This is a genomic window from Halorubrum sp. 2020YC2 (assembly GCF_018623055.1).
GTDB lineage: Archaea > Halobacteriota > Halobacteria > Halobacteriales > Haloferacaceae > Halorubrum.
Genome location: NZ_CP076019.1, coordinates 904,140 through 927,439 on the forward strand (window position 1 = coordinate 904,140; position 23,300 = coordinate 927,439).

Annotated in this window: 22 protein-coding genes; 13 read left to right on the top strand and 9 right to left on the bottom strand. The window is 72.3% G+C overall.

The window, feature by feature from the left end:
• Positions 1-79 precede the first annotated feature (79 nt).
• The gene (locus KI388_RS04450; RefSeq protein WP_215088168.1) at positions 80-307 is read left to right on the top strand and encodes a hypothetical protein; all 228 of its coding nucleotides are present in this window, start codon (positions 80-82) and stop codon (positions 305-307) included.
• A gap of 223 nt (positions 308-530) precedes the next feature.
• Positions 531-716: a hypothetical protein gene (locus KI388_RS04455; RefSeq protein ID WP_215088169.1), complete on the top strand. Its 186-nt coding sequence runs from the start codon at positions 531-533 to the stop codon at positions 714-716.
• A 96-nt stretch (positions 717-812) separates the two neighbouring features.
• Here KI388_RS04455 and KI388_RS04460 read toward each other — a convergent pair whose 3' ends face one another.
• Positions 813-1,058, bottom strand: a complete 246-nt coding sequence (locus KI388_RS04460) for a PRC-barrel domain containing protein (protein ID WP_215088170.1) — start codon at positions 1,056-1,058, stop codon at positions 813-815.
• A gap of 182 nt (positions 1,059-1,240) precedes the next feature.
• Entirely contained in the window at positions 1,241-2,266 is a 1,026-nt protein-coding gene (locus KI388_RS04465; RefSeq protein ID WP_251133210.1) for a glycosyltransferase, read from the bottom strand.
• A gap of 169 nt (positions 2,267-2,435) precedes the next feature.
• On the opposite strand from KI388_RS04465, the gene KI388_RS04470 reads away from it, so the two are divergent.
• Together KI388_RS04470 and KI388_RS04475 are read left to right on the top strand one after the other, a co-directional pair.
• Entirely contained in the window at positions 2,436-3,737 is a 1,302-nt protein-coding gene (locus tag KI388_RS04470; RefSeq protein ID WP_215088172.1) for a Gfo/Idh/MocA family oxidoreductase, read from the top strand.
• A 10-nt stretch (positions 3,738-3,747) separates the two neighbouring features.
• Positions 3,748-4,962 (top strand): glycosyl hydrolase, encoded by a 1,215-nt coding sequence (locus tag KI388_RS04475; protein ID WP_215088173.1) that lies wholly within the window; start codon positions 3,748-3,750, stop codon positions 4,960-4,962.
• A 34-nt stretch (positions 4,963-4,996) separates the two neighbouring features.
• Here the strand turns inward: KI388_RS04475 and KI388_RS04480 are convergent, their stop codons facing one another.
• Positions 4,997-6,769 carry a hypothetical protein gene (locus tag KI388_RS04480; RefSeq protein ID WP_215088174.1) on the bottom strand — a complete coding sequence of 591 codons (1,773 nt, stop codon included), beginning with the start codon at positions 6,767-6,769 and terminating at the stop codon, positions 4,997-4,999.
• 414 nt (positions 6,770-7,183) lie between these two features.
• Between KI388_RS04480 and KI388_RS04485 the strand changes: the two genes are divergently transcribed.
• From KI388_RS04485 to wecB, 6 genes are read left to right on the top strand one after another with little or no spacing between them, the layout of a single operon-like run.
• Positions 7,184-7,804: a DapH/DapD/GlmU-related protein gene (locus tag KI388_RS04485; RefSeq protein WP_215088175.1), complete on the top strand. Its 621-nt coding sequence runs from the start codon at positions 7,184-7,186 to the stop codon at positions 7,802-7,804.
• A complete protein-coding gene (locus KI388_RS04490) occupies positions 7,801-8,928 on the top strand; it encodes a DegT/DnrJ/EryC1/StrS family aminotransferase (RefSeq protein ID WP_215088176.1) in 1,128 nt (375 codons plus the stop codon). The genes KI388_RS04485 and KI388_RS04490 overlap by 4 nt, the downstream gene beginning before the upstream one ends.
• On the top strand, positions 8,921-9,907 hold the full coding sequence (locus tag KI388_RS04495) for a Gfo/Idh/MocA family oxidoreductase (RefSeq protein WP_215088177.1): 987 nt from the start codon (positions 8,921-8,923) through the stop codon (positions 9,905-9,907). Before KI388_RS04490 ends, KI388_RS04495 begins: the two co-directional genes overlap by 8 nt.
• Entirely contained in the window at positions 9,904-11,298 is a 1,395-nt protein-coding gene (locus KI388_RS04500) for a nucleotide sugar dehydrogenase (RefSeq protein WP_215088178.1), read from the top strand. Before KI388_RS04495 ends, KI388_RS04500 begins: the two co-directional genes overlap by 4 nt.
• A complete protein-coding gene (locus tag KI388_RS04505; RefSeq protein ID WP_215088179.1) occupies positions 11,298-12,497 on the top strand; it encodes a glycosyltransferase family 2 protein in 1,200 nt (399 codons plus the stop codon). The genes KI388_RS04500 and KI388_RS04505 overlap by 1 nt, the downstream gene beginning before the upstream one ends.
• Positions 12,498-12,499: 2 nt before the next feature.
• Positions 12,500-13,582 (top strand): UDP-N-acetylglucosamine 2-epimerase (non-hydrolyzing), encoded by a 1,083-nt coding sequence (gene wecB, locus KI388_RS04510; RefSeq protein WP_345777401.1) that lies wholly within the window; start codon positions 12,500-12,502, stop codon positions 13,580-13,582.
• 102 nt (positions 13,583-13,684) lie between these two features.
• Here wecB and KI388_RS04515 read toward each other — a convergent pair whose 3' ends face one another.
• Together KI388_RS04515 and KI388_RS04520 are read right to left on the bottom strand one after the other, a co-directional pair.
• On the bottom strand, positions 13,685-14,995 hold the full coding sequence (locus KI388_RS04515) for an antibiotic ABC transporter permease (protein WP_345777404.1): 1,311 nt from the start codon (positions 14,993-14,995) through the stop codon (positions 13,685-13,687).
• Positions 14,996-15,117: 122 nt separating this feature from the next.
• On the bottom strand, positions 15,118-16,257 hold the full coding sequence (locus tag KI388_RS04520; RefSeq protein ID WP_215088182.1) for a DUF354 domain-containing protein: 1,140 nt from the start codon (positions 16,255-16,257) through the stop codon (positions 15,118-15,120).
• Positions 16,258-16,472: 215 nt separating this feature from the next.
• On the opposite strand from KI388_RS04520, the gene KI388_RS04525 reads away from it, so the two are divergent.
• On the top strand, positions 16,473-18,539 hold the full coding sequence (locus KI388_RS04525) for a hypothetical protein (protein ID WP_215088183.1): 2,067 nt from the start codon (positions 16,473-16,475) through the stop codon (positions 18,537-18,539).
• A gap of 8 nt (positions 18,540-18,547) precedes the next feature.
• On the opposite strand, the gene KI388_RS04530 is transcribed toward KI388_RS04525, so the two are convergent.
• Positions 18,548-18,859 (bottom strand): winged helix-turn-helix domain-containing protein, encoded by a 312-nt coding sequence (locus KI388_RS04530; protein WP_215088184.1) that lies wholly within the window; start codon positions 18,857-18,859, stop codon positions 18,548-18,550.
• Between the two features lie 421 nt (positions 18,860-19,280).
• On the opposite strand from KI388_RS04530, the gene KI388_RS04535 reads away from it, so the two are divergent.
• Positions 19,281-20,237: a DUF1616 domain-containing protein gene (locus tag KI388_RS04535; RefSeq protein ID WP_215088185.1), complete on the top strand. Its 957-nt coding sequence runs from the start codon at positions 19,281-19,283 to the stop codon at positions 20,235-20,237.
• A 1-nt stretch (position 20,238) separates the two neighbouring features.
• Positions 20,239-20,808 (top strand): metal-dependent hydrolase, encoded by a 570-nt coding sequence (locus KI388_RS04540; protein ID WP_215088186.1) that lies wholly within the window; start codon positions 20,239-20,241, stop codon positions 20,806-20,808.
• A gap of 60 nt (positions 20,809-20,868) precedes the next feature.
• On the opposite strand, the gene KI388_RS04545 is transcribed toward KI388_RS04540, so the two are convergent.
• The 3 genes from KI388_RS04545 to KI388_RS04555 all read right to left on the bottom strand — a co-directional run bounded on the left by KI388_RS04545 (position 20,869) and on the right by KI388_RS04555 (position 23,276).
• Positions 20,869-21,402 (bottom strand): hypothetical protein, encoded by a 534-nt coding sequence (locus tag KI388_RS04545; RefSeq protein WP_215088187.1) that lies wholly within the window; start codon positions 21,400-21,402, stop codon positions 20,869-20,871.
• A gap of 20 nt (positions 21,403-21,422) precedes the next feature.
• On the bottom strand, positions 21,423-21,929 hold the full coding sequence (locus KI388_RS04550) for an NUDIX hydrolase (protein ID WP_215088188.1): 507 nt from the start codon (positions 21,927-21,929) through the stop codon (positions 21,423-21,425).
• 117 nt (positions 21,930-22,046) lie between these two features.
• Positions 22,047-23,276 carry a glycosyltransferase family 4 protein gene (locus KI388_RS04555; RefSeq protein ID WP_215088189.1) on the bottom strand — a complete coding sequence of 410 codons (1,230 nt, stop codon included), beginning with the start codon at positions 23,274-23,276 and terminating at the stop codon, positions 22,047-22,049.
• Positions 23,277-23,300: the final 24 nt, after the last annotated feature.

Here is a 23,300-nt window from a genome sequence, read left to right on the forward strand (position 1 = left end):
GGCCGCCCGGGGGGAACCCGGAACCGAGCGGCCGAAACGGCCGAAACGGGTAAGCCCCTGACGCTCGAACACCGACGAGATGGAAGAGCCTGCCGACTCGGCGAGGAAGGCCGCGGAGTACCGACACGACGACGGGTCCGCGGAGATCGTGTTCGCGACCGACGACGGTCGGGTCCTCACCGTCCGCGAGTACCCGGACGAGGCGGCGTTCGAGGCGGCCACGGCGGACGCCGAGTACGTCGGGCGACACGAGGGGGTCTCGAACCTCCCCGGCGTCGAGGCGTTCCGCGACGCCGACGAGTCGTAAGGAGACGCTGGTTCCGGAGGGTCCCGTTCGGCGCGGTCGGCGGCCCCTCGGCTCCGTTTGAACTCGGATCTTCGGGCGCTCTCGTCGCGACACACCGGTCTCGGCGGAGCGCGCATTGCCCGGTCGGTTCGGGCTGCGCGTACGGGCGTTCCGACGGCCGCGCGAGGCGCGCGACGCGGAGGGCGGCACCACGAATTATAACGTCTGAAACGCAACAGAAAATATGGGGCCGAAAGACATCGTTGCGGTCGGTGTTACGATTGTTCTCGCCTCCCTGCTTTTGACCCTGTTAACCAGCATTTGGATCGTTCCGATAGGGCTGTTCATATCGCTCGTCGGGGCCCTGCTGTATCTGCTTAAGAGACACCACGAGCGACGAATGGACTCTGAGCGAAGGCGGGCCGGGTGACGCGGCGTCAGTCGGTACGGGTCGGGAGTAACGGAGATCCCTCACGAGTCGCTGACTTCGTCGGCATAAATCTGTGTCGGCCGAAGAGCGACCGGCTTAGAACTCCTCGTTGAGTCGGACCTCATCGTCGGTCACCGTGTGGATGCGGTTCTCTTGGAGCGGATAGTCGTCGCCGTCGGCGTCCGACCAGCCGAGCTTCGAGAGGACGGTGTCCGCGAGGCTCGGGTCCGCGTCCACGTACGCCGTTCCGGACCTGACCTCCGCGATCATCCCGATCTGTTCGCCGTTCGAGTCGACCACCGCTTTCCCCTCGTCGTCGTCGGTTATGTAGTCTCGCTCCATTTCGTTTCACGCTCACTCAGTCGCGAACATTGTTATAGAGGGCATATGCGAGATCCCGCAGCGGTAGGCCCGCACCGACCGGGGGGCACGCGGCGTCGAGCGCGCGGGAACCGGGACGCGGGCGTCGAGCGCGCCGTCCGTCGAGAGGCTCGATTACGGCTCCGACTCGCGCGTCTGGGGCCCTACTCTGACCCCGCGGAGGCGCCCGTCTCCGTGGGCGACGCGACCTCCAGCAGTTGCCCGTAGGCCTTCGCGAGCGACGCGACGTAGCTCACGACGAGGAAGGCGAGCTTCTTGCGCGCGGGGAGGTCGTCCCACCCGCGGACCGAGCGCTCCATGAAGCTCGGCCGCGGGGGGAGGAACGCGGCGGGGTTGAGCGCGGCGAGGAGCGGCGACCCGTAGCGGTCGGGGTAGTACCGCCGGAGCTGGGTCTTCCCGCGCCCGACGCGCTTGGACTTCCGGAGGAGCGCGCCGAGCGTCGTCCGCGTCGGGTGGTACATGACGACGTCCGCGGCGTATTCGAGAGACCGACCGCTCGCCGCGACGCGGTTCCCGAACTCCATGTCCCCGCCCGACCGGAGGCGCGGGTCGAACCCGCCGACCTCCGCGAGGAGCGACCGTCGGACCACCAGCGAACAGGTGGGCGCGAACGAGAGCTCGTCGACGAACCGCTCGACGTGGAGGTCGTTGCGGCGGTTGTACTCGGCGGCCAGCCCCTCGCCGCCGGCCGTGAACAGTTGGACGTCGCAGCCGACGTACTCGGCGTCCGTCCGCGACATTCGCCGCGCCACGCGCTCGACCCAGCCGGGGTCGACGACCATGTCGGCGTCGACGAAGGCGATCACCTCTCCCGTCGTCGCGGCAATGCCCGCGTTGCGCGCGGCGTATGAGCCCTGTACCTCGTCCTCGACGAGCAACTGGAGGCCGTCGAACGCCCCGAGGGACTCGCGGACGACGTCGCGCGTCTCGTCGGTCGACCCGTTGTCGACGACGATCACCTCGTACCGGGCCGCGGGGAACGACTGCCTGCGAAGCGAGTCGAGCGTCGCCTCGATCCCCGCCGGGTCGTTGTACACGGGGATCACGACCGAGACGAACGGGAGCCCCTCGTCGCCCGCGGCGGCGGTGTTCCCCGCGTCGGCGGCGTCGGTAGCGTCCGCGTCGTCGGGGAGGGGATCGGGGGTCGACGTGGTCTGTTGGGGAGTCACACCGGAGGCGTCCGCGACGACGCACATTGTTATAGGAGCCGTACCGCCGGGTCGGGCGCGCGATCGAGACGCTCGGTCCGGCGCGCTCGTCGCCGCGCCGCCCGGCCCGGCGCCCCGAACGGGTAGGCGGTCTATACTCTTTGGGCGGTGGCGGCGTTGTCCGCCCGGAATGGTCTACGACGTCGCGGTCATCGGCACGGGTCCCGACCCCTCCGACCCCGGTCGAGACGGCTACGCGATGGGGTATCGCCACGGGCGCGCCTACGCGGACAACGCCGACTGCGAACTGGTCGCGTGCGCGGACATCGTCCCCGAGAACGGCGCGGCGTTCGCGGAGGCGTTCGACCTCGGGGCGGACGCCGCCTACGAGGACTACGAGGAGCTGCTCGCGGCGGTCGAGCCGGACCTCGTGAGCGTCTGCGTCCCGCCGGGGATCCACGCCGACATCGTCGTCGGCTGCGCCGAGAGCGGCCGCGTCGAGGCGATCCACTGCGAGAAGCCGATGGCGGACACCTGGGGCGACTGTCGGGAGATGGTCCGGGCGTGCGACCGCGCCGACGTCCAACTGACGATCAACCACCAGCGCCGGTTCGGCGCGCCGTTCCGGAAGGCCAAGCGGCTGATCGCGAACGGCGAGGTCGGGACCCTGCGGCGGCTGGAGTTCGCGGACGAGACGCTGTTCGACGCCGGGGTCCACCAGGTCGATCTCTGTCAGTTCTTGACCGACGGGACCGACGTGGACTGGGTCGCGGCGCAGGTCGACTACCGGGAGGAGAACGTCTGGTTCGGGACGCCGAACGCCACGCAGGCGCTCGTCCAGTGGCGCTACGACGACGGGACGTTCGGCCTCGCGACGACCGGCGACTCCAGCCCTCCGGGGGCGTGTTACCTCCGGGTCGTCGGCGCCGACGGCGTCGTCGAACTCGGCGTCGACGACGGTCCCACGCTCCGGTACCGGACGGACGGCGGGGCGTGGACGGCGGTCGACACGGACGGGGAGAACCTCCACGGCCGCGACTCGCCGGGGTACCTCGGCGCCGCGGTGGGGAAGATCCGGTCGCGGCTCCCGCTCGTGTCGACCGCGGACCGGACGGCGCCGATCTTCATCGAGCGGGCGATAGCCGACGCGGTCGACGGACTGAAGCGGGACGTGGAGCCGGAGCTCTCCGGGCGGAACGCGCTCCGGGCGACCGAGGTGATCTTCGCCGCTTGGGAGTCGGCGCGGCGCGGCGGGCGGGTCGACCTCCCGCTCGAAGTTGAGGACAACCCGCTCGCCGCCATGATCGACTCCGGGCGGTTGGGGCCCGGGGCGAGCGAGTCGGGGGACGCGGAGGGCGCCGCGGCCGAGCGCGGATCGACCGCCGCCGACGGGGGCGACGGCGTCGACGGGAACGGCGGCGACGAGGGGAGCGACGAAGACGAGGGCAGCGACGCCGACGAGCGCGGCGGCCCGTCGGAGTCGGACCGGTGACGCGTCGCTGATGGACCGGACCCACTCGGCGCGGACGACCGAGCGCGGGGTCGCCGGCGCGCGGAGCGAGCCGCTCGGGCTCGGCGCCGAGGCGCGGATCGGCGGGGTCCGCGACGGGCGGCTCTACTGGACGCGCGGCCGGACGGTCGGCGTCTGGACCCCCTCCGGGGGACGCGTCGCGCTCGGGACGCTCCCGACGCCCGGCGACGGCGACCCCGACGTCGCCTTCCGCCTTCGACACGGCCGGTTCGCGAAGGGCCTGTTGCGCCCGGTCGTCGGCTCGTGGACGACGACGAACCTGTGGCCGCTGCGCGGCGGGACCCTGCTCGCGACGGTCGGCCGTCGGGTGTTCCGCTCCGGCGACCGCGGGCGGTCGTGGGCGCCGGTCCACCGGCTCCCCGACTCCTCCGGGCCGATGGGCGTCCTCCCCACGTCGGTCTGTCTCCACGGCGGCGACGTCTACTTGGCCGAGTACACGCTCGGGGACGACCCCGCGCGGATCCTCCGGAGCGGGGACGACGGTCGGAGCTTCGAGACCCACGTCGAGACGACCGCCGTCCGTCACTTCCACGGCGTCTTCGACGACCCGTTTCGGGACGACCTGTGGGCGACGTCCGGCGACGCCGACGACGAGAGCGCCGTCGGTCGCGTCGACGACGGCGAGTTCGTCCGCGCCGGGAGCGGGAGCCAGCGCTGGCGGGCGGTCGGGCTGGCGTTCGCGCCGACGGCCGTGCTGTGGGGGATGGACTGCTCGTACGCGGAGCGCGTGGAACTCCTGCGGCTGCGACGCGACGGCCCGGCGGAGCCGACGACGGTCGGGGACACCGACGCGTCGGCGTATTACACCGCGACGCTGCCGGTCGACGGCGAGCTCTGGGTCGCGGTCGCCACCGCGGCGGAGGTCGGTGCGGACAGCACCGCGCCCGACGGCCAGGGCAACCGCAGCGGCGACGCCGCGCGGGTGTTGGTGACCTCCTCCGCGTCGTCGTACGAGACGTGGTACGAGCTGGCGGCGTTCCCCCGCCGCCGGCCGCTCGGCGCGCACCTCCCGGGCATTCCGACCGCGAGCGCGTACGTGTTCCTCGCCGCCGACGAGGAGCTGGGACTGTTCGTCAACCCCTTCAACGCGCGGAGCGACGGCGGCTCCGTGATCCGCGTCCCACCGGAGGCGCTGTCGCGGGTCGCCGAGGAGACGCCTGCCATCGGCGCGCGCGACGACGAGTGACCCGCCGCAGTACGGGTGCTCCGCCGACCGGAAACTACTCGAACTGGTCGTCGTACTGGTCCCGGATCGTCGCCTGCTGGCTCTCGTCGAGCGCCTCGTACTCGCTGTCGAACTGCTCCCGCGCCAGCTCGTCCCACGACTCGATCCGGTCGCCCTCGTCGGACTCGAACTGCGCGTCGAAGTCCGCCTCGATCTTCTGCTGGTACTCCATCTCGATCGAGGCGAACTCGAAGTCGTCGTTCCGCTTGACGTCCAACCCGTACTCCTGGCGCGCGATCTCCTCGCGGGTCAGCACCTCGGTGACGACGAGGTCGCCCGCGAACGGCTGCCGCTGGTGTAGCTCGTCCACCTGTGCGCGCGTCTCGCCGCTGACCGCCTCGTAGTCGAGCCCGTACTTCTCCTGAGTGATGACGTCCTTCGAGACCGTCTCCGGCTCGTCGTCAGCGGGGTCCGACCCCGACGAGCCGCCCCCGCCCGAGTGGTACTCACGGAAGACCACGACGCCGGTCGCGTTGGCGTCCGGAGTGTAGACGCCGTAGACGTGCGTGCCGAGCAGGTCGCGGTCGCTGAACCGGTCCCGGTCGTCGGCGGCGACGGTGAACTCCACGGTCGTCCGCTCGCCCGGGCCGAGGTCGACCGTCGCGTTCGCCGTCACCGTCTCCGGGTCGTCGTCGCCGTCGAGGTCGATCCGGTGTTCGACGGTCTCGTTCGCGGCCGCGTCGCCGGTGTTCCACACCCGCGCGGCGAACTCGCCGTCGCCGTCCACGTCGGCCGAGCGCGGCCCCTCCAGCCGGTCGACCGCGAGGTGGCCCTCGCGGACGCGGAGCGTCGTCGAGGCCGAGTCGTTCGCCGTCGTCACGGCGGCGGAGTAGTTCCCGCGGGCGAGCGCCTCCGTCGGGGCCGCGAACTCGACGGTCGCCGTCTCGTTCGCGTCGAGCGTCACCGTCCGGTTCCGGTCGAACGCCTCGGTCGGCCCCTCGAGGCGGACCGTCTCCGTCCCCGAGACGTCACCGACGTTCGTCAGGTTCACGACCGCCTCGAACCGGTCGCCCCGGACGGCGTCGCCCGTCAGCGTCGCGTTCCCGACGCGGACCGACGCGGGCCGGTGAACGACCAGCGTCCCCTCCCGGGCGCCCCCAGCGGCCTCGACGCGGTACGCGTAGGTCCCCGGGTCGAGCCCGTCGGTCTCGACCCGGAAGCGCAGGGTCGTCCCCTCGCCGGCGCGGAGGGACGGCGACTCGGTCGCGACCGTCTCGTCTGCCTCGAACGCGCCGTCCCCGTCCCGGTCGAGGCGGAGGTCGACGCCGCGAAGCCCGCGGAAGTCGCCGCGGTTACGGACGGTCGCGGCGACCGTCCCGGGGTCCCCGCGAACGACCGGCTCGGCGCCGGCCTCCGCGACGACGAACTCGGAGGGGTCGAGGGCGACGGTCCCCGCCGTCAGCGCCCCGCCGTCGTCGCTCAGCGTGTAGTTGTACCGTCCCGCGCTCAACGCCTCTCGCGGCGCCGAGAACGTGAGGCTCCGGCTCTCTCCCGGGGACAGGCGTACCGTCCGCTCGTCGACGGTGACCGCGGTCCCCGCCTCGTCCTCGACGACTAGCGCGAGCGACCGCGTCGCGTTCGCCGCGCCGCCGTTGTTGAGCGTGGTCCGAACCGCGAACGCGACGCCGTCGGCGTCCGGGTCGACGGTCTCCGCCCCCTCGACGGCCACCGACGCCCCGCCGCCGGGGTTGACGACCGACGACGCGCCGACCGCCCCCCCGACGAGCACCAACCCCAGCACCGCCGCGTGTGTCCATGCGATTTCCATGCGGTGACCTGCGGCGGAGACGGGCATTGTTACGACGGACTTACTCGGGTGTACAGCGCCCAGCGTCCCCGATCGCTCCCGCCGGTCGAGCGACGATCCCCGGGGAACGCGAGTCGGGTAAGGGGACGCCGCCGAGCGACCGCCCGCCCTTACTCCGCGCGTCGGTCGGCTAATCCGGGCTTTCCCGCCGCGTCCACGCCCTTGTCATCCCGAGTCGGGGCCGCGACTCCCCCAGCCGGGGCGGCCCTCGCCCGTCGTCCGCCTCGACGGGCCGCGAGCGGGGACTGAACCGACAGACGCCGGCCGCCCCCCGGGTATCGCCCGCCGAGCCGGCCGGCCGAGTATGGCCTCCGTACCCGGGCAAGCCTCTCTATAACAATGGCCGGACCGGGCGCAGCGCCACACGAATCAGCCATGGGAGACACACAGCGAAACGCCCCGGCGTCGACGGTCGCGGACGTCAGGCTCGGAGCCGGGTCGACGGTGAGCGAGCGCGCGACGCTCGGCTACGAGTACGCCGCCGACGCCGGCGCGACCGTCCTCGGCGCCGACGCGACGGTGCGCTCCGGATCGATAGTGTACGCGGACGTGCGGGCGGGCGACGGCTTCACGACCGGACACAACGTCCTCGTCAGGGAACGCACCGAACTGGGCGACGACGTCCTGGTCGGGACCAACACCGTCATCGACGGGGAGACGACGGTCGGCTCGAACGTTAGCCTCCAGAGCGGCGTCTACGTCCCGCAGGAGACGACTATCGGAGACGACGTGTTCGTCGGTCCCGGCGCGGTGCTGACGAACGACCCATACCCGGTCCGGCGGGACGCCGACCTGGACGGGCCCGCGCTCGGCGACTCCGTCTCCGTCGGCGCCAACGCGACGGTGCTGCCCGGCGTCTCGGTCGGGGAGCGGTCGTTCGTCGCCGCCGGCGCCGTCGTCACCGAGGACGTGCCGCCGGAGACGCTCGTCGCCGGCGTCCCCGCCGCGCCCCGCGACCTGCCGGAGCCGCTCGACGGCCCGAACTCGATAGCATGAGCCGGATCGCCATCGCCGACCCGGACGTCGGGGAACGGGAGTTCGATCGGATCCGCGACGTGCTGGAGGGCGGTCGGCTGGCCGACGGCCCGATCGTCAGGGAGTTCGAGCGCGGGTTCGCGGAGTACTGCCGCGCCGACCGCGGCGTCGCGACCGCCAACGGGACCGCCGCCCTCCAGGCCGCGCTCGAGGGCGTCGGGATCGGCGAGGGCGACGCCGTCGTCACGACCCCGTTCTCGTTCGTCGCGAGCGCGAACGCGGTCCGGCTCTGCGGCGCCCGGCCGGTGTTCGCAGACGTCGACCCAGAGACGTACACGCTCGACCCCGACGCCGTCGAGGCCGCGGTCGAGGCGAACGACGACGCGGCGGCGATCCTCCCGGTCCACCTGTACGGCCTGCCGGCGGAGATGGGTCGGCTGACCGAGATAGCCGAGGAACACGACCTCGCGCTGGTCGAGGACGCCGCGCAGGCCCACGGGGCGGCCTACGAGGGGACGCCCGTCGGGACCTTCGGTGACGCCGGCTGCTTCTCGTTTTACCCCACGAAGAACATGACGACCGGCGAGGGCGGGATGGTCGTCACGGACGACGAGGGGGTGGCCGACCGCGCCGCCCGCTTCGTCAACCACGGCCGCGCGGACGCCGCCGCCCACGGCTACGACCACGTCTCCGTCGGCCACAACCTCCGGCTGACGAGCCTCGCGGCAGCGATCGGGGTCGAACAACTCCGGAAGCTCCCGGGGTACAACGAGCGCCGCCGCGAGAACGCGGCGCGGCTCTCCGCGGCGCTGTCGGACGTCCCGGAACTCGTCACCCCGACGGAGCCCCCGGGCCGCCGGCACGTCTACCACCAGTACACGGTCAGGTGTCCCGACCGCGCCGCGCTCCGGGACCACCTCGACGAGCGCGGCGTGGACACGGCCGTCTACTACCCGACGCTCATTCCCGACCAGCCCGCCTACGACGGGTACGAGGCGTCGGTCCCGACGGCCGAGCGGATCGTCGACGAGGTGGTGTCGCTGCCGGTTCACCCGGGGCTCGTCGACGAGGAGATAGACCGGGTCGCCGCCGCCGTGCGCGGCCACTACGGGCTGGCCGAGACGGGGGTGGCCGCGGATGACTGACGACGCCCCGCTGCGCGTCGGCGTCGTCGGCGTCGGGAGCATGGGCGCGCACCACGCCCGGGTGTACGCCGGCTCGCCCGACGTCGACCTCGTCGGCGTCGCGGACGACGACTGGGACCGCGCGAAAGAGATCGCGGAGAAACACGGGACGCGGGCGCTCAACCGGGGCACGCTGCTGCAGGCGGTCGACGCCGTCTCGGTGGTTGTCCCCACGCGGTTCCACGCGCCCATCGTCCGGGAGGCGCTCGAAGCCGACACCCACGTCCTCGTCGAGAAGCCGTTCGTCGACGACCCGGCGGAGGGGCGAGAGCTGATCGCGCTCGCGGACCGGAACGACCTCCGGCTTCAGGTCGGCCACGTCGAGCGGTTCAACCCGGCGGTGCGGGCGCTCGTCGACGTGCTGGCGGAGATGGAGGTCCTCGCGGTCGACGCGAGGCGGCTCGGCCCGCCGGTGGACCGCGAGAACGCCGACGGCGTGGTCGAGGACCTGATGATCCACGACCTCGACGTCATCCTGTCGCTGTTCGACGCGGAGGTCGACGAGGCGTTCGCGGCCGGGGTCGACGGCGAGCCGCACGTCGCGGCGACGCTCCGGCTCGACAACGGCGTGTTGGGGACCGCGACGGCGAGCCGGGTCACCCACCAGAAGGTCCGCGAACTGGCGGTCACCGGGCGGGAGTGCCGGGTGAACCTGGACTACCTGACGCAGTCGGTGAAGATCCACCGCCACTCGCTGCCCGGCTACGTCGAGTCGAACGGCGACGTTCGGTACCGCTCCGAGAGCGTCGTCGAGCGGCCGCAGGTCAACAGCGGCGAGCCGCTCCGCGCGGAGCTGGAGGCGTTCGTCTCGGCCGTGGAGTCGGGGTCGACGCCCGAGGTCACCGGTCACGACGGGATCCGGGCGATCGAGCTGGTCCACCGCATCCGCGACGCGGTCGGCGGGCCCGACGCGACGGTCGCTCGGACGGGTGGACGATGACCGTCAACGCGCCGCCGACCGAGACCGTCGGCCTGTACGGCGGCGACGCGAGCGCGGCGGAGAAGCTGGCGGCGTTCCGAGAGGGACGGGCGCCCGTCGCGGTGTACGGGATGGGGAAGATCGGACTGCCGCTGTCGCTCGTGTACGCCGAGGCGACGGGCGCCGTCACCGGCGTCGACATCGACCCGGGGCGGGTCGCGGCGCTGAGCGACGGCACGAACCCGTTCGACCACGAGCCGGGGCTGTCGGCGCTGCTGTCGAACTCGGTCGCGGACGGCCGGTTCGCGGCGACGACCGACGGCGAGGCGGCCGCCGCGGCCGCCCGGGTCCACGTGCTCGTCGTCCCGACCGTGATCGACGGGGACGACGACCCCGACCTCGCCGCGCTCGAAGCGGCCGCGGAGACCGTGGGCGCCGGCCTCGGCCCGGGCGACGTCGTGTTCGTCGAGTCGACCGTCCCGCCGGGGACCTGCGAGGAGGTCGTCGAGCCGATCCTGACGGCCGGCGACCGCGAGCGCGGCGAGTTCGGGCTGGCGCACACGCCCGAGCGCACCGCCAGCGGCCGGGCGCTCGAAGACATCCGCGGATCGTACCCGAAGGTCGTCGGCGGGGTCGACGCCGAGAGCGGCCGGGCGGCCGAGCTCGTCTACGGCGAGCTGACCGACAACGAGGTCGTCAGCACCAGCGACGCCCGGACCGCGGAGTGCGTCAAGCTGTTCGAGGGCGTCTACCGCGACGTCAACATCGCGCTCGCCAACGAGCTGGCGACGCTGACCGAGGAGTTCGGGGTCGACGCCGTCGAGACGATCGCGGCCGCGAACACGCAGCCGTACTGCGACATCCTCACGCCGGGCGCGGGGGTCGGCGGCCACTGCATCCCCTACTACCCGTACTTCCTCCTCGACGGGATAGACGGCCGCGCGCCGCTGATCCGGACGGCCCGCGACGTCAACGAGCGGATGCCGGGGTTCGTCGTCGACACCCTCGTCGACGGGCCGGGCTTCGACGGCGACATCGAGGGCGCGACGGTCGCCCTGTTCGGCGTGGCCTACCGCGCCGGCGTCCCCGAGACGCGGGCGTCGCCGGCGATAGACGTCGCCCACCGGCTCGACCGGCTCGGGGCGACCGTCCTCGCGGTGGACCCGATCCTCGACGCGCTGCCGGAGATGCCGGGCGAGCACGTCCCCCTCGACGATATCGGTGGGCGCGAGGTCGACGCCGCGGTCCTCGTCACCGCCCACGACGAGTTCGACGCCGTCGACTGGACCGCCTTCGAGCGGGAGGGGCCGGACGGGACCCGCCGCGGCATCACCGTCGTCGACGGCCGGCAGGCGCTCGACCTCTCGGGGACCGCACACGACGTCTACACCGTCGGGCGGGGGTGGCGGTGATGTACGAGGGCGCGGCCGTCGCCGTCGTGATACCCGCATACAACGAGGCGGGGTTCGTGGGCGAGGTGATCGAGACGGTGCCCGCGTTCGTCGACCGGGTGTACGTCGTCGACGACCAATCGACCGACGGCACGTGGGCGGAGATCCGCGAGACGCTCGCCGGGTTCGAGGGGTCGGAGCGCCCCGGCGGCCGCCTGCGCCCGGCACCCGAGGCCTCGGAGCCGGTCACCGACGGCGGTGCCGTGTCGGTCCCCGACGGCCTGCGGCCCGCCTGGCGGGACCGGATCGTGGCCCGGGACGCCCGTTCGGGAACCGCGCTGCCGGACCGGCGGTTCGTCGCGCTCCGCCACCGCGAGAACACCGGCGTCGGCGGCGCGATAAAGACCGGCTACCGGAACGCCGTGGCCGACGGCGCCGGCGTCGACGTCGTGGCGGTGATGAACGGCGACGGGCAGATGGACCCGGCCATCCTCGACCGGATCATCGACCCCGTCGTGCGCGGCGACTCCCACTACGCGAAGGGGAACCGCCTCCGACACACGGAGTACAGGCGCGACATGTCGGTGTGGCGGACGTTCGGGAACGTCTTGCTCACCGGGCTCACCCGGATCGCCAGCGGCTACTGGCGGATGACCGACCCGCAGAACGGGTACACGGCCGTCTCGCGGGAGGCGCTCGACCGCGTCGAGTTCGAGACGCTGTACGACGACTACGGGTTCTGCAACCACCTGCTCGTCCGGCTGAACCGACAGGGCCTGCGCATCGCCGACGTCCCCATGCGGGCGGTGTACTGCGACGAGACCAGTCACATCCGGTACGGCTCGTTCATTCCCGCGCTCTCCCTGCTGCTGTTGCGGAGCTACCTCGGGCGCCTGTTCACCGCCGCCGGGAACGGTCTCGGGGACTCGGCCGCCGCCGCGCAGCTGTTCGGGATCGGGTCGACCGTCGCCGGGGTCGGCGTCGGCCTCGGCGCGCTCCTCGCGTCCGCCTCCGCGGCGGCGCTCGCGGGCGTCGCCCTCGCGCTGCTCGGCCTCGTCTCGTTCGTCGCGGGCGTCGCGCTCGAACGGCGGCGGAACGCCGACCTGGAGGTCCGAGTCGACTCGGACGCCCCGCCGTGGCGGGTCGACGTCGGCGCCGAGGCGGCCGCGACCCGCGAGGAGGTCCCGCCGGCCGAGGAGGCGCCGGCGGGGGAGGAGTGACCGTGCGGGTCTGTTCGGTGGTCGGCGCGCGCCCGCAGTTCGTGAAGGCGTTCCCCGTCTCGCGGCGGCTGCGCGACGACCACGAGGAGGTGCTGATCCACACCGGGCAACACTACGACGAAGAGCTCTCCGGCGTGTTCTTCGACGAACTTGACATCCCCGAGCCGGAGTACAACCTCGGCGTCGGCTCCGGCGGCCACGCCGCCCAGACGGCCGAGATGATGCGCCTGCTCGACGAGGTGATCGAGGAGGAGTCGCCCGACGCCGTGTTGGTGTACGGCGACACGAACTCGACGCTCGCGGCCGCGCTGGTCGCGGCCAAGCGCGAGCCGGCGCTGGCGCACGTCGAGGCTGGACTCCGGAGCGGGAAGTGGTCGATGCCGGAGGAGGTGAACCGCGTCCTCACCGACCACTGCTCGGACCTCCTCCTGACGCCCGGAGAGAACGCCGCCGAGACCCTCCGCGGGGACAGCGTGCGTGGCGAGGTCGTCGTGACCGGCGACGTGATGTACGACGCCGTCCTCGCGGTCCGCGACCGCGCGCTCGACGAGTCGACGCCGCTCCCGCTCCCCGACCTCCGCCCCGACGAGTACGTGCTGGCGACGGTCCACCGGGCGGCGAACACCGACGACCCGGAGCGGCTGGCCGGGGTTCTCGACGGGCTGGCCGGGATCGACAGCCCCGTGGTCCTGCCGCTTCACCCGCGGACGGAGGCCGCGCTCGACGAGCACGGGCTCTACGACCGCGCCGCGGCCGAACTCCGACTCGTCGACCCGGTCGGCTACGTCGAGTTCCTCCGGCTGCTCTCGGACGCCTCGAGGGTCGCCACCGACTCCGGCGGCGTCCAGAAGGAGGCGTTCTACCTCGACACGCCCTGCGTCACGCTCCGCGACGAGACGGAGTGGGTCGAGACCGTCGACTCCGGGTGGAACGTGCTGGTCGGGAGCGACCCCGACCGCATCGCACGCGCGCTGACCGACCGCTCCGCGCTCCCGCCGAAGCCCGAACTCTACGGCGGCGGCGACGCGGCCGCCCGGACCGTCGCGGCGCTGGAGGCGACCCTGGGCGAGGGGTCGTCGGAGTAGCCGAGACGATCGAGGCGTTCGAAGCGATCGGAGCGTTCGAAGCGATCGGAGCGTTCGAAGCGACCGCGGAAGCGCCGCGGTCGCGCCCGATTCCCTTGTTTTTCACTCTGCCCCGTCGCGCTCGCGGCGCCGGGCGCGGAGGTACTCGCCCAGCGCGAACGCCATCCATGCCTGACACCACCGCATCAGCGTGAACCGCTTGGTGTAGAACCGGCGCTTCTGGTAGTAGAACCGCCCGTCGCCGGCGTACAGCTCCGAGAGCGTCCAGTCGATGATCCGCGACGCGAACGCCGTGTCGCCGGCCGCGCTGAACAGCACGATCCCCTCCGCGGCGGCGTGAATGTCCTTCGGGTAGGCGCTGGTCTCGTCCCAGTTGGGCGCCCCGGACGGCTCGAACAGCGTCTCGCGGTAGAACTTCAGCCCGCGTTCGAGCGTCTCGTCGTACCGAGTCGACCCCGTCACCGCCCGGTAGCGGAGGAGCGATTCGAGGACGAACCCGTTGTGGTGGTTATCCATCGAGAGGTGCGACGCCGAGGGCGGGTCGGTGTAGTACCAGCCGCCGATGTCGGCCTGCCGGCCTGCGACGTAGTCCAGAATGCGCTCCGCACGCTCGCGCAGTTCGGGCCGCGGCCGCCGCTCGTGGAGGTCCAAGAGGAGCCGCGCGCCGATCGCGTTCGCGTTGACCACGGTCGTCTCCCCGGCCTCGGCGCTCGCGTGGTAGTCGATCCGCGCCGTCTCGCCCGACTCCCGGTAGTTCAGGTCCTCGTACACGAACGGCAGGGCGGACTCGGCCACCGCGGCGAAGCTCCCGCCGGAGCCGCCGTCGTCGAAGTCGGCCCCCTCGGGACCGCCCCCGGCGGCGTCGACGCCGGCGCCCTCGACCCCGTCGCCCCCGCGGTCGCCGTCGCTCCCGACCCCGCCGCCTCTCCGGTCGATGTCGCCCTCGACGCCGGACAGCAGCGCCCGCACGGCGTAGCCGGTCGAGACGATCCCCGGGTGCTTCGCCGGCAGCCGCTTCCGGAGCCCCTGCGTCGCGTGCTGGTGGCCGCCACAGAACCCAGCGTACCCGCGGCTCTGGTTCTCGACGAGCCACGTCGCCAGCCGGTCGGCCTCGCGGCCGTACCCCTCCTCGCCGAGGCGCTCGGCGGCCGCCCGGTTGGCCAGCGCGAACAGGGCGGTCCCCTTGAAGCTCTGCCGCTGTTCCACCAGCATGAGCCGACGGACGTTGACCGGGAACCGCTTGATCCCCTCCTGAATCGCGATGTTGGCCCACTTGTTCTCGAACGGGAGCCAGCGCCGGAAGCGGCTGCTCATGCCGTCGAAGTAGTCCCAGCCGACGTAGTCGCGCTCGCGGGCGTACGCGAGCGTGTCCTCTAACGCCCGCGTCACCGCGTCGTCGGTGACGCGGTGGATCGCGTCGGCGCGCTCCGTGGTCTCCAGCGAGGGCGTCCCGTCGGCGTCGTCGGGTCGGGCGTCCGCCTCGTCGCCGGGCCGCCGCTCCGCCTCGCCCCCCGTCTGCTCCGGACCGGACGCGGTCACGTCGACTCCTCCGTGACCGCCGCCTGCCGGTCCGAACCCGACCGCTCTGAGCCCGACCGCTCCGCGCCGGCGCGCCAGCGCTCCAGCCCCGCGACCCCCGCGGGACCGCCCGCCTCGGCGCACGCGACGATGATCTCGGTGAGGTTCACGAGGCCGCCGACGTACTCGTTCCGGCGCTGCCGCCACTCGACCCCGATCGACTCGTCAAGCAGGACGCCGACACCCGTCGAGAGGACCTCGTCGAAGTCGGCGGTGTTGACGACCAGCTCCTGCCGTTCCAGCTCCGTGAAGTTCCCCATGTCGCCGTCGCCCACGAAGGAGTTCGACCTGACGACGGGCGTGCCCAGCAGGGCGGCCTCAGTACAGACCGTCTGCGTGTCGGTGACGACGAGCCGTGCCGCGGAGAGCGCGTCGTGGAGCAGCGCGGGGTGGACGTCGAACTCGCGGGCCGGCAGCGAGTCGAGGTCCAGCGTCCCGCCCTCGTCCGAGACGAACACGGTGGCGTGCTCCGCGAACGCCTCGATCAGCCGCCGCCGCTGCTCCGGCGTGAACCCGGACTGACCGACGTCGTGGTGGGAGCCGAACGCGTTGAACCGCAGCAGGACGAACTCCTCGTCCGCGCCGAGACCGAGGTCGTCGCGGATCGCCGGGTTCGGCTCGTAGACGTCCGGGTGGAGGTACGCCGTCTCGCAGAAGCCGCGGAACTGGTAGTGGCTCTCCCCGAGGTCCTTCTGGAAGGCGTGGGGCGTGAGGAACGCCGCGGCGAACGGCCGGGAGATGGCGTGGTCGATCGAGGTCGGCTCCGAGTCGAGCACCAACACGGCGGGCGACCGGCTCACCAGCCCGGCGTGGGCGGCGTAGGCGCCGACCCCGAAGATCACGTCCGGGTCGAACGACCTGACCGCGGGGAGGACGTTGGCGTAGTGGCGCGGGAGGTTCCGGAACAGCGACCCCTTCGTCGTCCCGCAGGCGCCGTAGACGCGGTGCGGGACGTCGTACCCCTCGAGCAGCGCCACCGTACAGCCGTAGTCCCGCGCGAGGACGAGCACGTCGTGCCCGGCGTCCGCGAGCCGCCCGACGGCGTGTCTGTAGAGGTGAACGTGAGCGGGCGTGTTGGCGAAGAAGACGAATCGCATGTGGTCGTCTTCGGGGCGAGGATCGAATTGTAATAGATCGCTTACCGGGCGGGCGGCGGCGCGGCGACGGGTGCGCCGGCTCCCGCGCCGGGTAGCCGACCCATAACAAAAGCCGTCACCGGACTCGATGGGGTAGTGTTCGTCCACCAGCCCGTCCGGCCGGAGAGACCGCGGTCGGCCCGCGGACCGCGAGAGCGCGAACGGAGTTGTCCGGCGTGAGAGCGCCGGTTCGACGGCGGGACGGACGCCTCGTCGAGGCCGCCCTCGCGGTCGGTTACCTAGCGCTCGCGGCCGCCGTCGCCGCCGCCTACACCGCGCCGGCGACCGGCTACGAGCTGTCGATCTACGCGGCGACGCCGCCGGCGACGTGGGGAGCGTTGGCCGTCGCGGTCGGGGTCTCGGTCGCGGTCTGCCTCTCCGACGAGCGGTACCTCGCGCCGGCGGTGTTGCTCGCCGGCCTCGGGGCCGCCACGGTGGCCGGACTCCCGCTGATCCGCGGCTACCACTTCTACGGCCGGGCGGACTCGCTCGTCCACCTCGGCTTCGCGCGGACGATGCGCGGCGGCGGCGACCCGCTCGAACTGCTGTACCCCGGGGGGCATCTCATCGCGAACAGCCTCACGGCGGTCGCGGGCGTGGAGACACCTCGGTCGATGATGCTCGTCATGTGGACGTACGCGCTGTCGTTCTTCGCGAGCGTCGCGTGCTGCGTCTGGTTCGTCGTTCCCGACCGCCGCGCGCTCGCCATCGGTGCCTTCTCCGGATTCCTACTCTTGCCGATAAACAACGTCAGCACCTACCTCCACTTCCACACGTACTCGATCGGGATGCTGTTCGTCCCCTTCGTGATCTACCTGGTGTTCGCGCACCTCGTCGGCGGCGACGGGCGCGAGCGCGTCGTCGAGCGCCTCGCGGACGGGAGCGGCGCGGTCGGCCGGAAGGCGGCGATCGGGGACGAAGTCGGGTTCGTCGCCGGAGCGACGCGGCCGGTGCCGACGACCTACCTCCTGCCGCTGGTCTCGGTCGCGCTGGTGGTCGTCCACCCGCAGATCGCGTTGAACCTCGTCTTCCTGCTCGGCGGGATGACGGTCACGCAGCACGCGTACCGGCGGTTCCGCCCCGCCAGCGCGCTCGCTGACTACCGCCTGCTCACGTTCCAGACGGTCCTCCTCACGGGGGTGTTTGCGGTCTGGATCGCGACTCACGACTGGGCGTTCGTCAGCACGGCGGAGGCGATGATCCAGTCGGTGACCGAGTTCGTCGCCGGCGAGGGGGAGACGACGCCGCGGGTCGAGGCGCAGGGCGAGTCGGCCTCGTCGATCGGCGCGAGCGTTCAGGAGCTGTTCGTCAAGCTGTTCGGCGTCGGCGCGGTCTACTCGCTCCTGGCGGCCGGGGCCGTGGTGGGCCTCGTCACCGGGTACCTGAGCCCGCTGGAGGGCCACCGGTCGATGCGGTCGACGTCCGACACCGCGGCGGGCGTCACCACGCTGTTTCTCGGGGGAATGGTGGCGATTCTCCCCTTCTTCGCGGCGCACTTCGTCGGCTCCATCTCGACGTACCTGTTCCGGCACGTCGGGTTCCTCACCATGCTCGCCACGATATTCGGCGCGGTCGGCGTCCGGTACCTGTTGTCGACGGAGTCCCCGCTGACGCCCCCCGAGTCCGCTTCGAGCGGTGCCGGCGTCCGGTCGGGCGGCGGTCGGTCCGTCGGTGACCGCGTCGCCGCCGCGCTCCCGGAGGCCCGGTCGGTCGTCGCGGTCGCGGTCGTCGTGCTGGTGTTGTCGCTGTCGCTGGCCACGGTGTTCCCGTCGCCGTTCGTCTACCTCTCGGGGTCGCACATGCCGGACGGCGAGATGGACGGCTACGAGCGGACGTTCGCGAGCCAGGCCGACGGGTCGCCGGTGTGGTTCGGCGGCGTGCGGCACTCGTCGGACCGCTATGAGGTGGCGCTGTACGGGGTGGAGACGGCGCCGTGGGACGGGGGGGTGACCCCGAAGCCGCGGTCGAGCGGCCCCGTCCCCGAGGAGGCGATGCTCGGCGGGCTCCCCGCGTTCTACGCGAACAGTTCCGACGAGTCCGTCAGGCGCGACCACTACTTCGCGGTCGCGGCGGCCGACTACCAGCGCGAGGTGGTCGCGTACCGCGGACTGCGGTACTCACAGGAGAGCTTCGACGCCGTGGCGTCCCAGCCGGACGTCGGCGCGATCAGGGACAACGGCGAACTGACGGTCTACTACGTCGACACCCCGACGAACGCGTCCGCGGCCGCGGACGACGGGTGAACGGGAGTTCACCTCGATCGGTCGGCCAGCTCCTCGGACTCGATGCGGTTCCAGAGCCGCTTCCCCTTCTCCGTGATGCCGTAGATCCGCCCCTTTCGCTTCTCCTTCGACACGAGCAGTTCGACGAGCGAGCGCTCGCGGAGCGACCGGAGCGCCCGCGAGACGTGCGTGATCGGGAGTCCGGTGCGGGACGCGATCGACGAGGGGATAGACGGGGCGTCGGCGAGCTGTTCGAGCACCGCCGTTCGGTACTTGGAACTGATGATGAACCCGATCTGGTCCCAGTCGTCTGTGGCGTCTTCGTTCCGCTCGTTCTCCATCAGCCCCCCTACCGCCCGTACGGGTATAAGCCGTGGAGATCGTTTATGCGAGTTGGCGACCGCACGCGCCGACGCGGCCGCCGCGGTCTCGCGGCCCTCGATCCGTCGCGGTCTGGCGGTAACGTCGACTTACCGGGCCGCCGCACGGTCGGGCGCTCCGCCCGGCGGGCGGGATATGCTCCGCATAACCATATGCCGACTCGACGGAGGGAGAGGAAATGAGCGATCGAGACGCCGAGCGGTCGGTCTCACGCGTGTCGGAACCGTCCGCGTCGCGCGGCAGCCGGTTGTGGCGTCGCGTCCGAACCGTCTCGGCTCGCACCGACTCGGCCCGCACCGACTCGGCTCGCACCGGAACATCCGGACCGCCCGCCCCCGTCGACGCGCCCCTCGGGACCGGTCACGTCGGTTCCAGACAGCGATGAGCTCGGCGGCCGAGGAGCTGCTGGCGAGCCGCGACCTCCTCGCCGTCGGTGGGATCGTCGCGGTCGCGGTCGTGGCCACCGCGGTCGGGACGGCGAGCGCGGTCAGACTCCCGTTCGCCGCCCTCCTCCTGTTGGTTCTCCCCGGGTACGTGACGGCGGCGTTCGCGTACGCCGAGCGCGAGCGGGAGCCGTGGACGTTCCCCGCCCTGGTCGAGCGGTTCGCGCTCTCGCTCGGCGGCAGCCTGGCGGTGCTCCCGCTGTTGGCCCTCCTCGTGTCCGTCGCCGCGGGGGCGCTGACCCGGTGGGGACTCGTCGCGGCCGCGTCCGCGTACGTCCTCGCCGGCGCCGCGGCGACGGTCGCGCGTCGCGCCCGCCGCCCCGCGAGCGGGGGCCGAACCCTGTCGGTCGGCTCGCGGGGCGATACGTCGGCGCCGGACGGCTGGCTCTCCGGCGACGTGACCCCCGTCACCGTCGTCCTCGCGGCCAGCATGCTCCTCGCGGTCGCCGCGCTCGGCGCCGCGGTGGCCGTCCCCGCGGACGGAGAGGCGACGACGGACCTCCACCTGCTGACCGAACAGGACGGCGAACTCGTCGCGAACGAGTACCCGGACGCGCTGACTGAGGGCGAGTCGGCGGCCGTCACCGTCGGGGTGACCAACGAGGAGCACCGGTCGGTCGAGTACACGGCCGTCACGGAGGTCCAGCGGGTCGAGGTCGACGGCCGGTCGATCGTCGTCGCGGACAAGCGCCGGGTCGACCGGCACGAGTTCGAGCTTGCGCACGGCGAGAGCTGGCGCGAGCAACAGGAGTTTCGGGCGACGCTCACCGGCGAGACCGTCCGGTTTGTCACCTACCTCTACCGGGGCGACCCGCCCGAGAACCCGACCGCGGCGTCCGCGTACAGGACGGCCTACGTCTGGGTCGACGTCAGTCCCGCCGGGGGCGGCGAGTGAGATGTGGCCGTGGGGCCACCTCGCGGTCGGGTACGTCGCGCTGTCGGCCGTCGTCCGGATCGGGTTCGGAGACCGACCGAGCGACCGGGCCGCGCTCGTCCTCGCGGTCGCCACGCAGCTACCGGACCTCGTCGACAAGCCGCTCGCCTGGCAGTTCGGCCTGCTGAGCAACGGGATCGGCGCCGCGCACTCCCTGCTCGTCGGCGTTCCCGCGGCGCTCGCGGTCGCCGCCGTCCTCCGGGCCAGGGGGTACCCGGAACTGGGCGTCGCCGCCGCGGTCGGGTACGTCAGCCACGTGCTCGGGGACCTCCTCTTCGCCGCCCTGTTCAGCCGGCCGCCGATCCTCCCGTCGTTCCTCTGGCCGGTCTACTCGACGCCCGCCGCGCCCGCGCCGGGGCTCGGCGCGAAGACCTGGCAGCTGTTGTTGGACAGCAGGGCCCTCCTCGGCGGGGGGATGGGACGGACGTACTTCCTGCTCGAAGCCCTCCTGCTCTGCGGGACCGCGGCACTGTGGTTCCTCGACGGAACGCCCGGGTGGAAGCCGGTTCGGAACCTCGGGCGCGCGGACTGACGGGGGTGCCATCGCCGCGCCTCCGTCGTCGTCACCGCGCCTCAGTCCTCGTCGTCGCGCTCAGTCGCCGTCACCACGCTCGGTCTCGACGGCGTGGAACGCCGCGAGGGCGACCAGCAGGACCCAGCCGACGCCGATCACGACCAGTCCCGTCCGGTCTAACGGTCCGCCGCCGCCGACCGCGACCAGCCCGTACGCCAGCGCACCGGCCAGCGTGATAAGGAGGTAGTACCGGCCCCAGGGGCGACCGCCGTCGCCCTCGGGGGCGTCCGCGTCGAGGTACCGGTTGAGATCGGAGCCCCGGTCGGTGAGCCGGATCTCGCCCGTGTCGCCGTCGTACTCGACGATACCGGCCTCTTCGAGCTTCGGAATGTGCGTCTGGTACAGGGAGACGTACAGCCGCTTCTGCTGTTTGTTGGTCAGCGCCTCCGGCTCCGTCTCGTTCTCCCACGCCGCGACCTCGGCCGCCAGCGCTTGGAGGCGGATGGTCTCGCCCGTCCTGTTCAGATACTGGAGAATGTAGCGCCGTCGCGGGTTGCTGAGGAGGCTGAACAGGGCGTCCTGGCTCAGTCCGTTTTCCCGGGTTTCTGTCATTTGTGGGTCGGGGCGGACGCTTATCGGTCTCCGTCCGTCGCCGCCACCGACCGGTCGATGAATCGTTCGACGGGATCGAGCGTCGTCGGCAGCAGTTCCGTCGGCGCTACCCACGCGTGATCGAGGACACGCTCCGCCGGGTCGGGTTCGGGTCTCGCCCCGAGGGTCGCGTCGAACACCGAGTAGACGGTCGTCGTCGGCCGGCTCGTGTGGCGGTAGACGCAGCGGCCGAGCCGCTCGCCCACGGTCGCGGGCGCCCGGATCTCCTCGTCGATCTCGCGGCGGAGACACTCCGAGAGCGACTCGCCGGACTCGACGCCGCCTCCCGGGAGGGTCCAGAACGTCGAGCCGTCGCCGTGACGCTCCTTGACGAGCAGCACGCGGTCGCGGTCAGTAACGAGCGCCTTGGCGCCGACCCTGAGCTCCCGCCGCTCGAACGCACCCTCCGGCGCGCTCGGTGGGACCCACGGAGCCTCTCGCTCGTCGCGTACCCGCCGGACGGAGCCGTCGGAAGGGTGGTCTCGCATACCTCCCACCGACAGGACCCGTGTTGATTATTATACGGCTCATACCGCTAGACAGGAACGGCTTTCTCGCGGGTTTCCGCCGTTGCGCCCGTGTCCGCCGCGGGAGACCGTCGCCGGTCAGGTCTCGGCGCCGACGGCGGGGTCGGGGGCGTCGTCCGCGCCGGCGTCGCCGTCCGCACCGGTGCCGACCCCCGCGCCGGCACCGTCGTCCCCGTCGACGCGGTCGTTGAGGGCGCGCGCGTACAGCCCGAGGAGTTCGTCGACGACGTCGGGCCACGCGTACGACTCCTCGATCCGCCGGCGGCTGACCCGGCCCATCTGTTCGGTCCGGTCCGGGTCCGAGAGCAGTTCCCCGAGGGTGTCTGTCAGCCCGCGGACGTCTCCGGGGGCGACGAGCGCGCCGTTCGCCTCGTCGACGATGGAGGGGATCCCCCCGACGTCGGTCGAGACGACCGCGTTCCCCCCGGCCATCGCCTCCAAGACGGCGATGGGAAGCCCCTCCGCCCTCGTCGGCAGGACGTAGACGCTCCCCTCACCGAGGAGCTCCCGCTTCCGCTCCTCGGAGACGAACCCGACGTAGTCGACGTCGTCGTGCGCGTCCGCGAGCGCCTCGGCGTGACCCGAGAGCGGCCCGCTGCCGGCGATCGTCGCCCGGAACCGGACGCCGGCCTCCTGCAGTTCGTCGATCGCCTCCGTCACCTCGACGATTCCCTTGCGCTCGATGTGGTTGGAGACGAAGACGAGGTGCGGCGGGTTCGCGGCGGGGTCCGGATCGTACTCGTCCGGGTCAACCGCGTTGGGGACGACGACGATGCGCTCCGGCGGGACCCGGGCCGAGAGCACGTCGCGCCAGTGGTCCGAGAGGGCGACGACCGCGGTACAGGCGTCGAACACCGCCCGTTGGAAGCGGGCGGCCGGCGCCGACGCCTCCTCGATGAACGCGTCGAACGAGGAGCCGTGGACGTGGAGTATCACCGGGCGGTTCCACAGCAGCCCCGCGACGAGCACGTACGGCGCCGAGATGTAGAAGGAAAACGAGTGCGAGGTGTGGACGTGGACGACGTCGGGGCGCCGGCGGGCGAGGAACCCGAGCCACGTCAGCAACACGACCGCCGCGGTCCGGAGGTACTGGACCGGTCGCTCGGGAGTCCGCACGGCGGTGTCGACGACCTCCAGCGACACCCTGTCCTCGAGGTACCGCCGCTGCTCAGCGATGTACCGGCCGATCCCGCCCGTTCCCTCCGTGCGGTATCCCGCCGGGCCGACGACGAGCACCTCGGTCGACGACGGCACGCTCGCCGTCGACTCGGACGCCGCCTCCTCGCCGCCCGTCTCGACGGCGCTCATCGCTCCCTCCCTCCGAATACCGGC

What these genes read in the sequence shown, in the direction of transcription:
- KI388_RS04450 (WP_215088168.1), top strand. Translation starts at nt 80, where the DNA reads ATGGAAGAGCCTGCCGACTCGGCGAGGAAGGCCGCGGAGTACCGACAC.
- KI388_RS04455 (WP_215088169.1), top strand. Translation starts at nt 531, where the DNA reads ATGGGGCCGAAAGACATCGTTGCGGTCGGTGTTACGATTGTTCTCGCC.
- KI388_RS04460 (WP_215088170.1), bottom strand. Translation starts at nt 1,058, where the DNA reads ATGGAGCGAGACTACATAACCGACGACGACGAGGGGAAAGCGGTGGTC.
- KI388_RS04470 (WP_215088172.1), top strand. Translation starts at nt 2,436, where the DNA reads ATGGTCTACGACGTCGCGGTCATCGGCACGGGTCCCGACCCCTCCGAC.
- KI388_RS04475 (WP_215088173.1), top strand. Translation starts at nt 3,748, where the DNA reads ATGGACCGGACCCACTCGGCGCGGACGACCGAGCGCGGGGTCGCCGGC.
- KI388_RS04480 (WP_215088174.1), bottom strand. Translation starts at nt 6,769, where the DNA reads ATGGAAATCGCATGGACACACGCGGCGGTGCTGGGGTTGGTGCTCGTC.
- KI388_RS04485 (WP_215088175.1), top strand. Translation starts at nt 7,184, where the DNA reads ATGGGAGACACACAGCGAAACGCCCCGGCGTCGACGGTCGCGGACGTC.
- KI388_RS04490 (WP_215088176.1), top strand. Translation starts at nt 7,801, where the DNA reads ATGAGCCGGATCGCCATCGCCGACCCGGACGTCGGGGAACGGGAGTTC.
- KI388_RS04495 (WP_215088177.1), top strand. Translation starts at nt 8,921, where the DNA reads ATGACTGACGACGCCCCGCTGCGCGTCGGCGTCGTCGGCGTCGGGAGC.
- KI388_RS04500 (WP_215088178.1), top strand. Translation starts at nt 9,904, where the DNA reads ATGACCGTCAACGCGCCGCCGACCGAGACCGTCGGCCTGTACGGCGGC.
- KI388_RS04505 (WP_215088179.1), top strand. Translation starts at nt 11,298, where the DNA reads ATGTACGAGGGCGCGGCCGTCGCCGTCGTGATACCCGCATACAACGAG.
- KI388_RS04520 (WP_215088182.1), bottom strand. Translation starts at nt 16,257, where the DNA reads ATGCGATTCGTCTTCTTCGCCAACACGCCCGCTCACGTTCACCTCTAC.
- KI388_RS04530 (WP_215088184.1), bottom strand. Translation starts at nt 18,859, where the DNA reads ATGGAGAACGAGCGGAACGAAGACGCCACAGACGACTGGGACCAGATC.
- KI388_RS04535 (WP_215088185.1), top strand. Translation starts at nt 19,281, where the DNA reads ATGAGCTCGGCGGCCGAGGAGCTGCTGGCGAGCCGCGACCTCCTCGCC.
- KI388_RS04540 (WP_215088186.1), top strand. Translation starts at nt 20,239, where the DNA reads ATGTGGCCGTGGGGCCACCTCGCGGTCGGGTACGTCGCGCTGTCGGCC.
- KI388_RS04545 (WP_215088187.1), bottom strand. Translation starts at nt 21,402, where the DNA reads ATGACAGAAACCCGGGAAAACGGACTGAGCCAGGACGCCCTGTTCAGC.
- KI388_RS04550 (WP_215088188.1), bottom strand. Translation starts at nt 21,929, where the DNA reads ATGCGAGACCACCCTTCCGACGGCTCCGTCCGGCGGGTACGCGACGAG.
- KI388_RS04555 (WP_215088189.1), bottom strand. Translation starts at nt 23,276, where the DNA reads ATGAGCGCCGTCGAGACGGGCGGCGAGGAGGCGGCGTCCGAGTCGACG.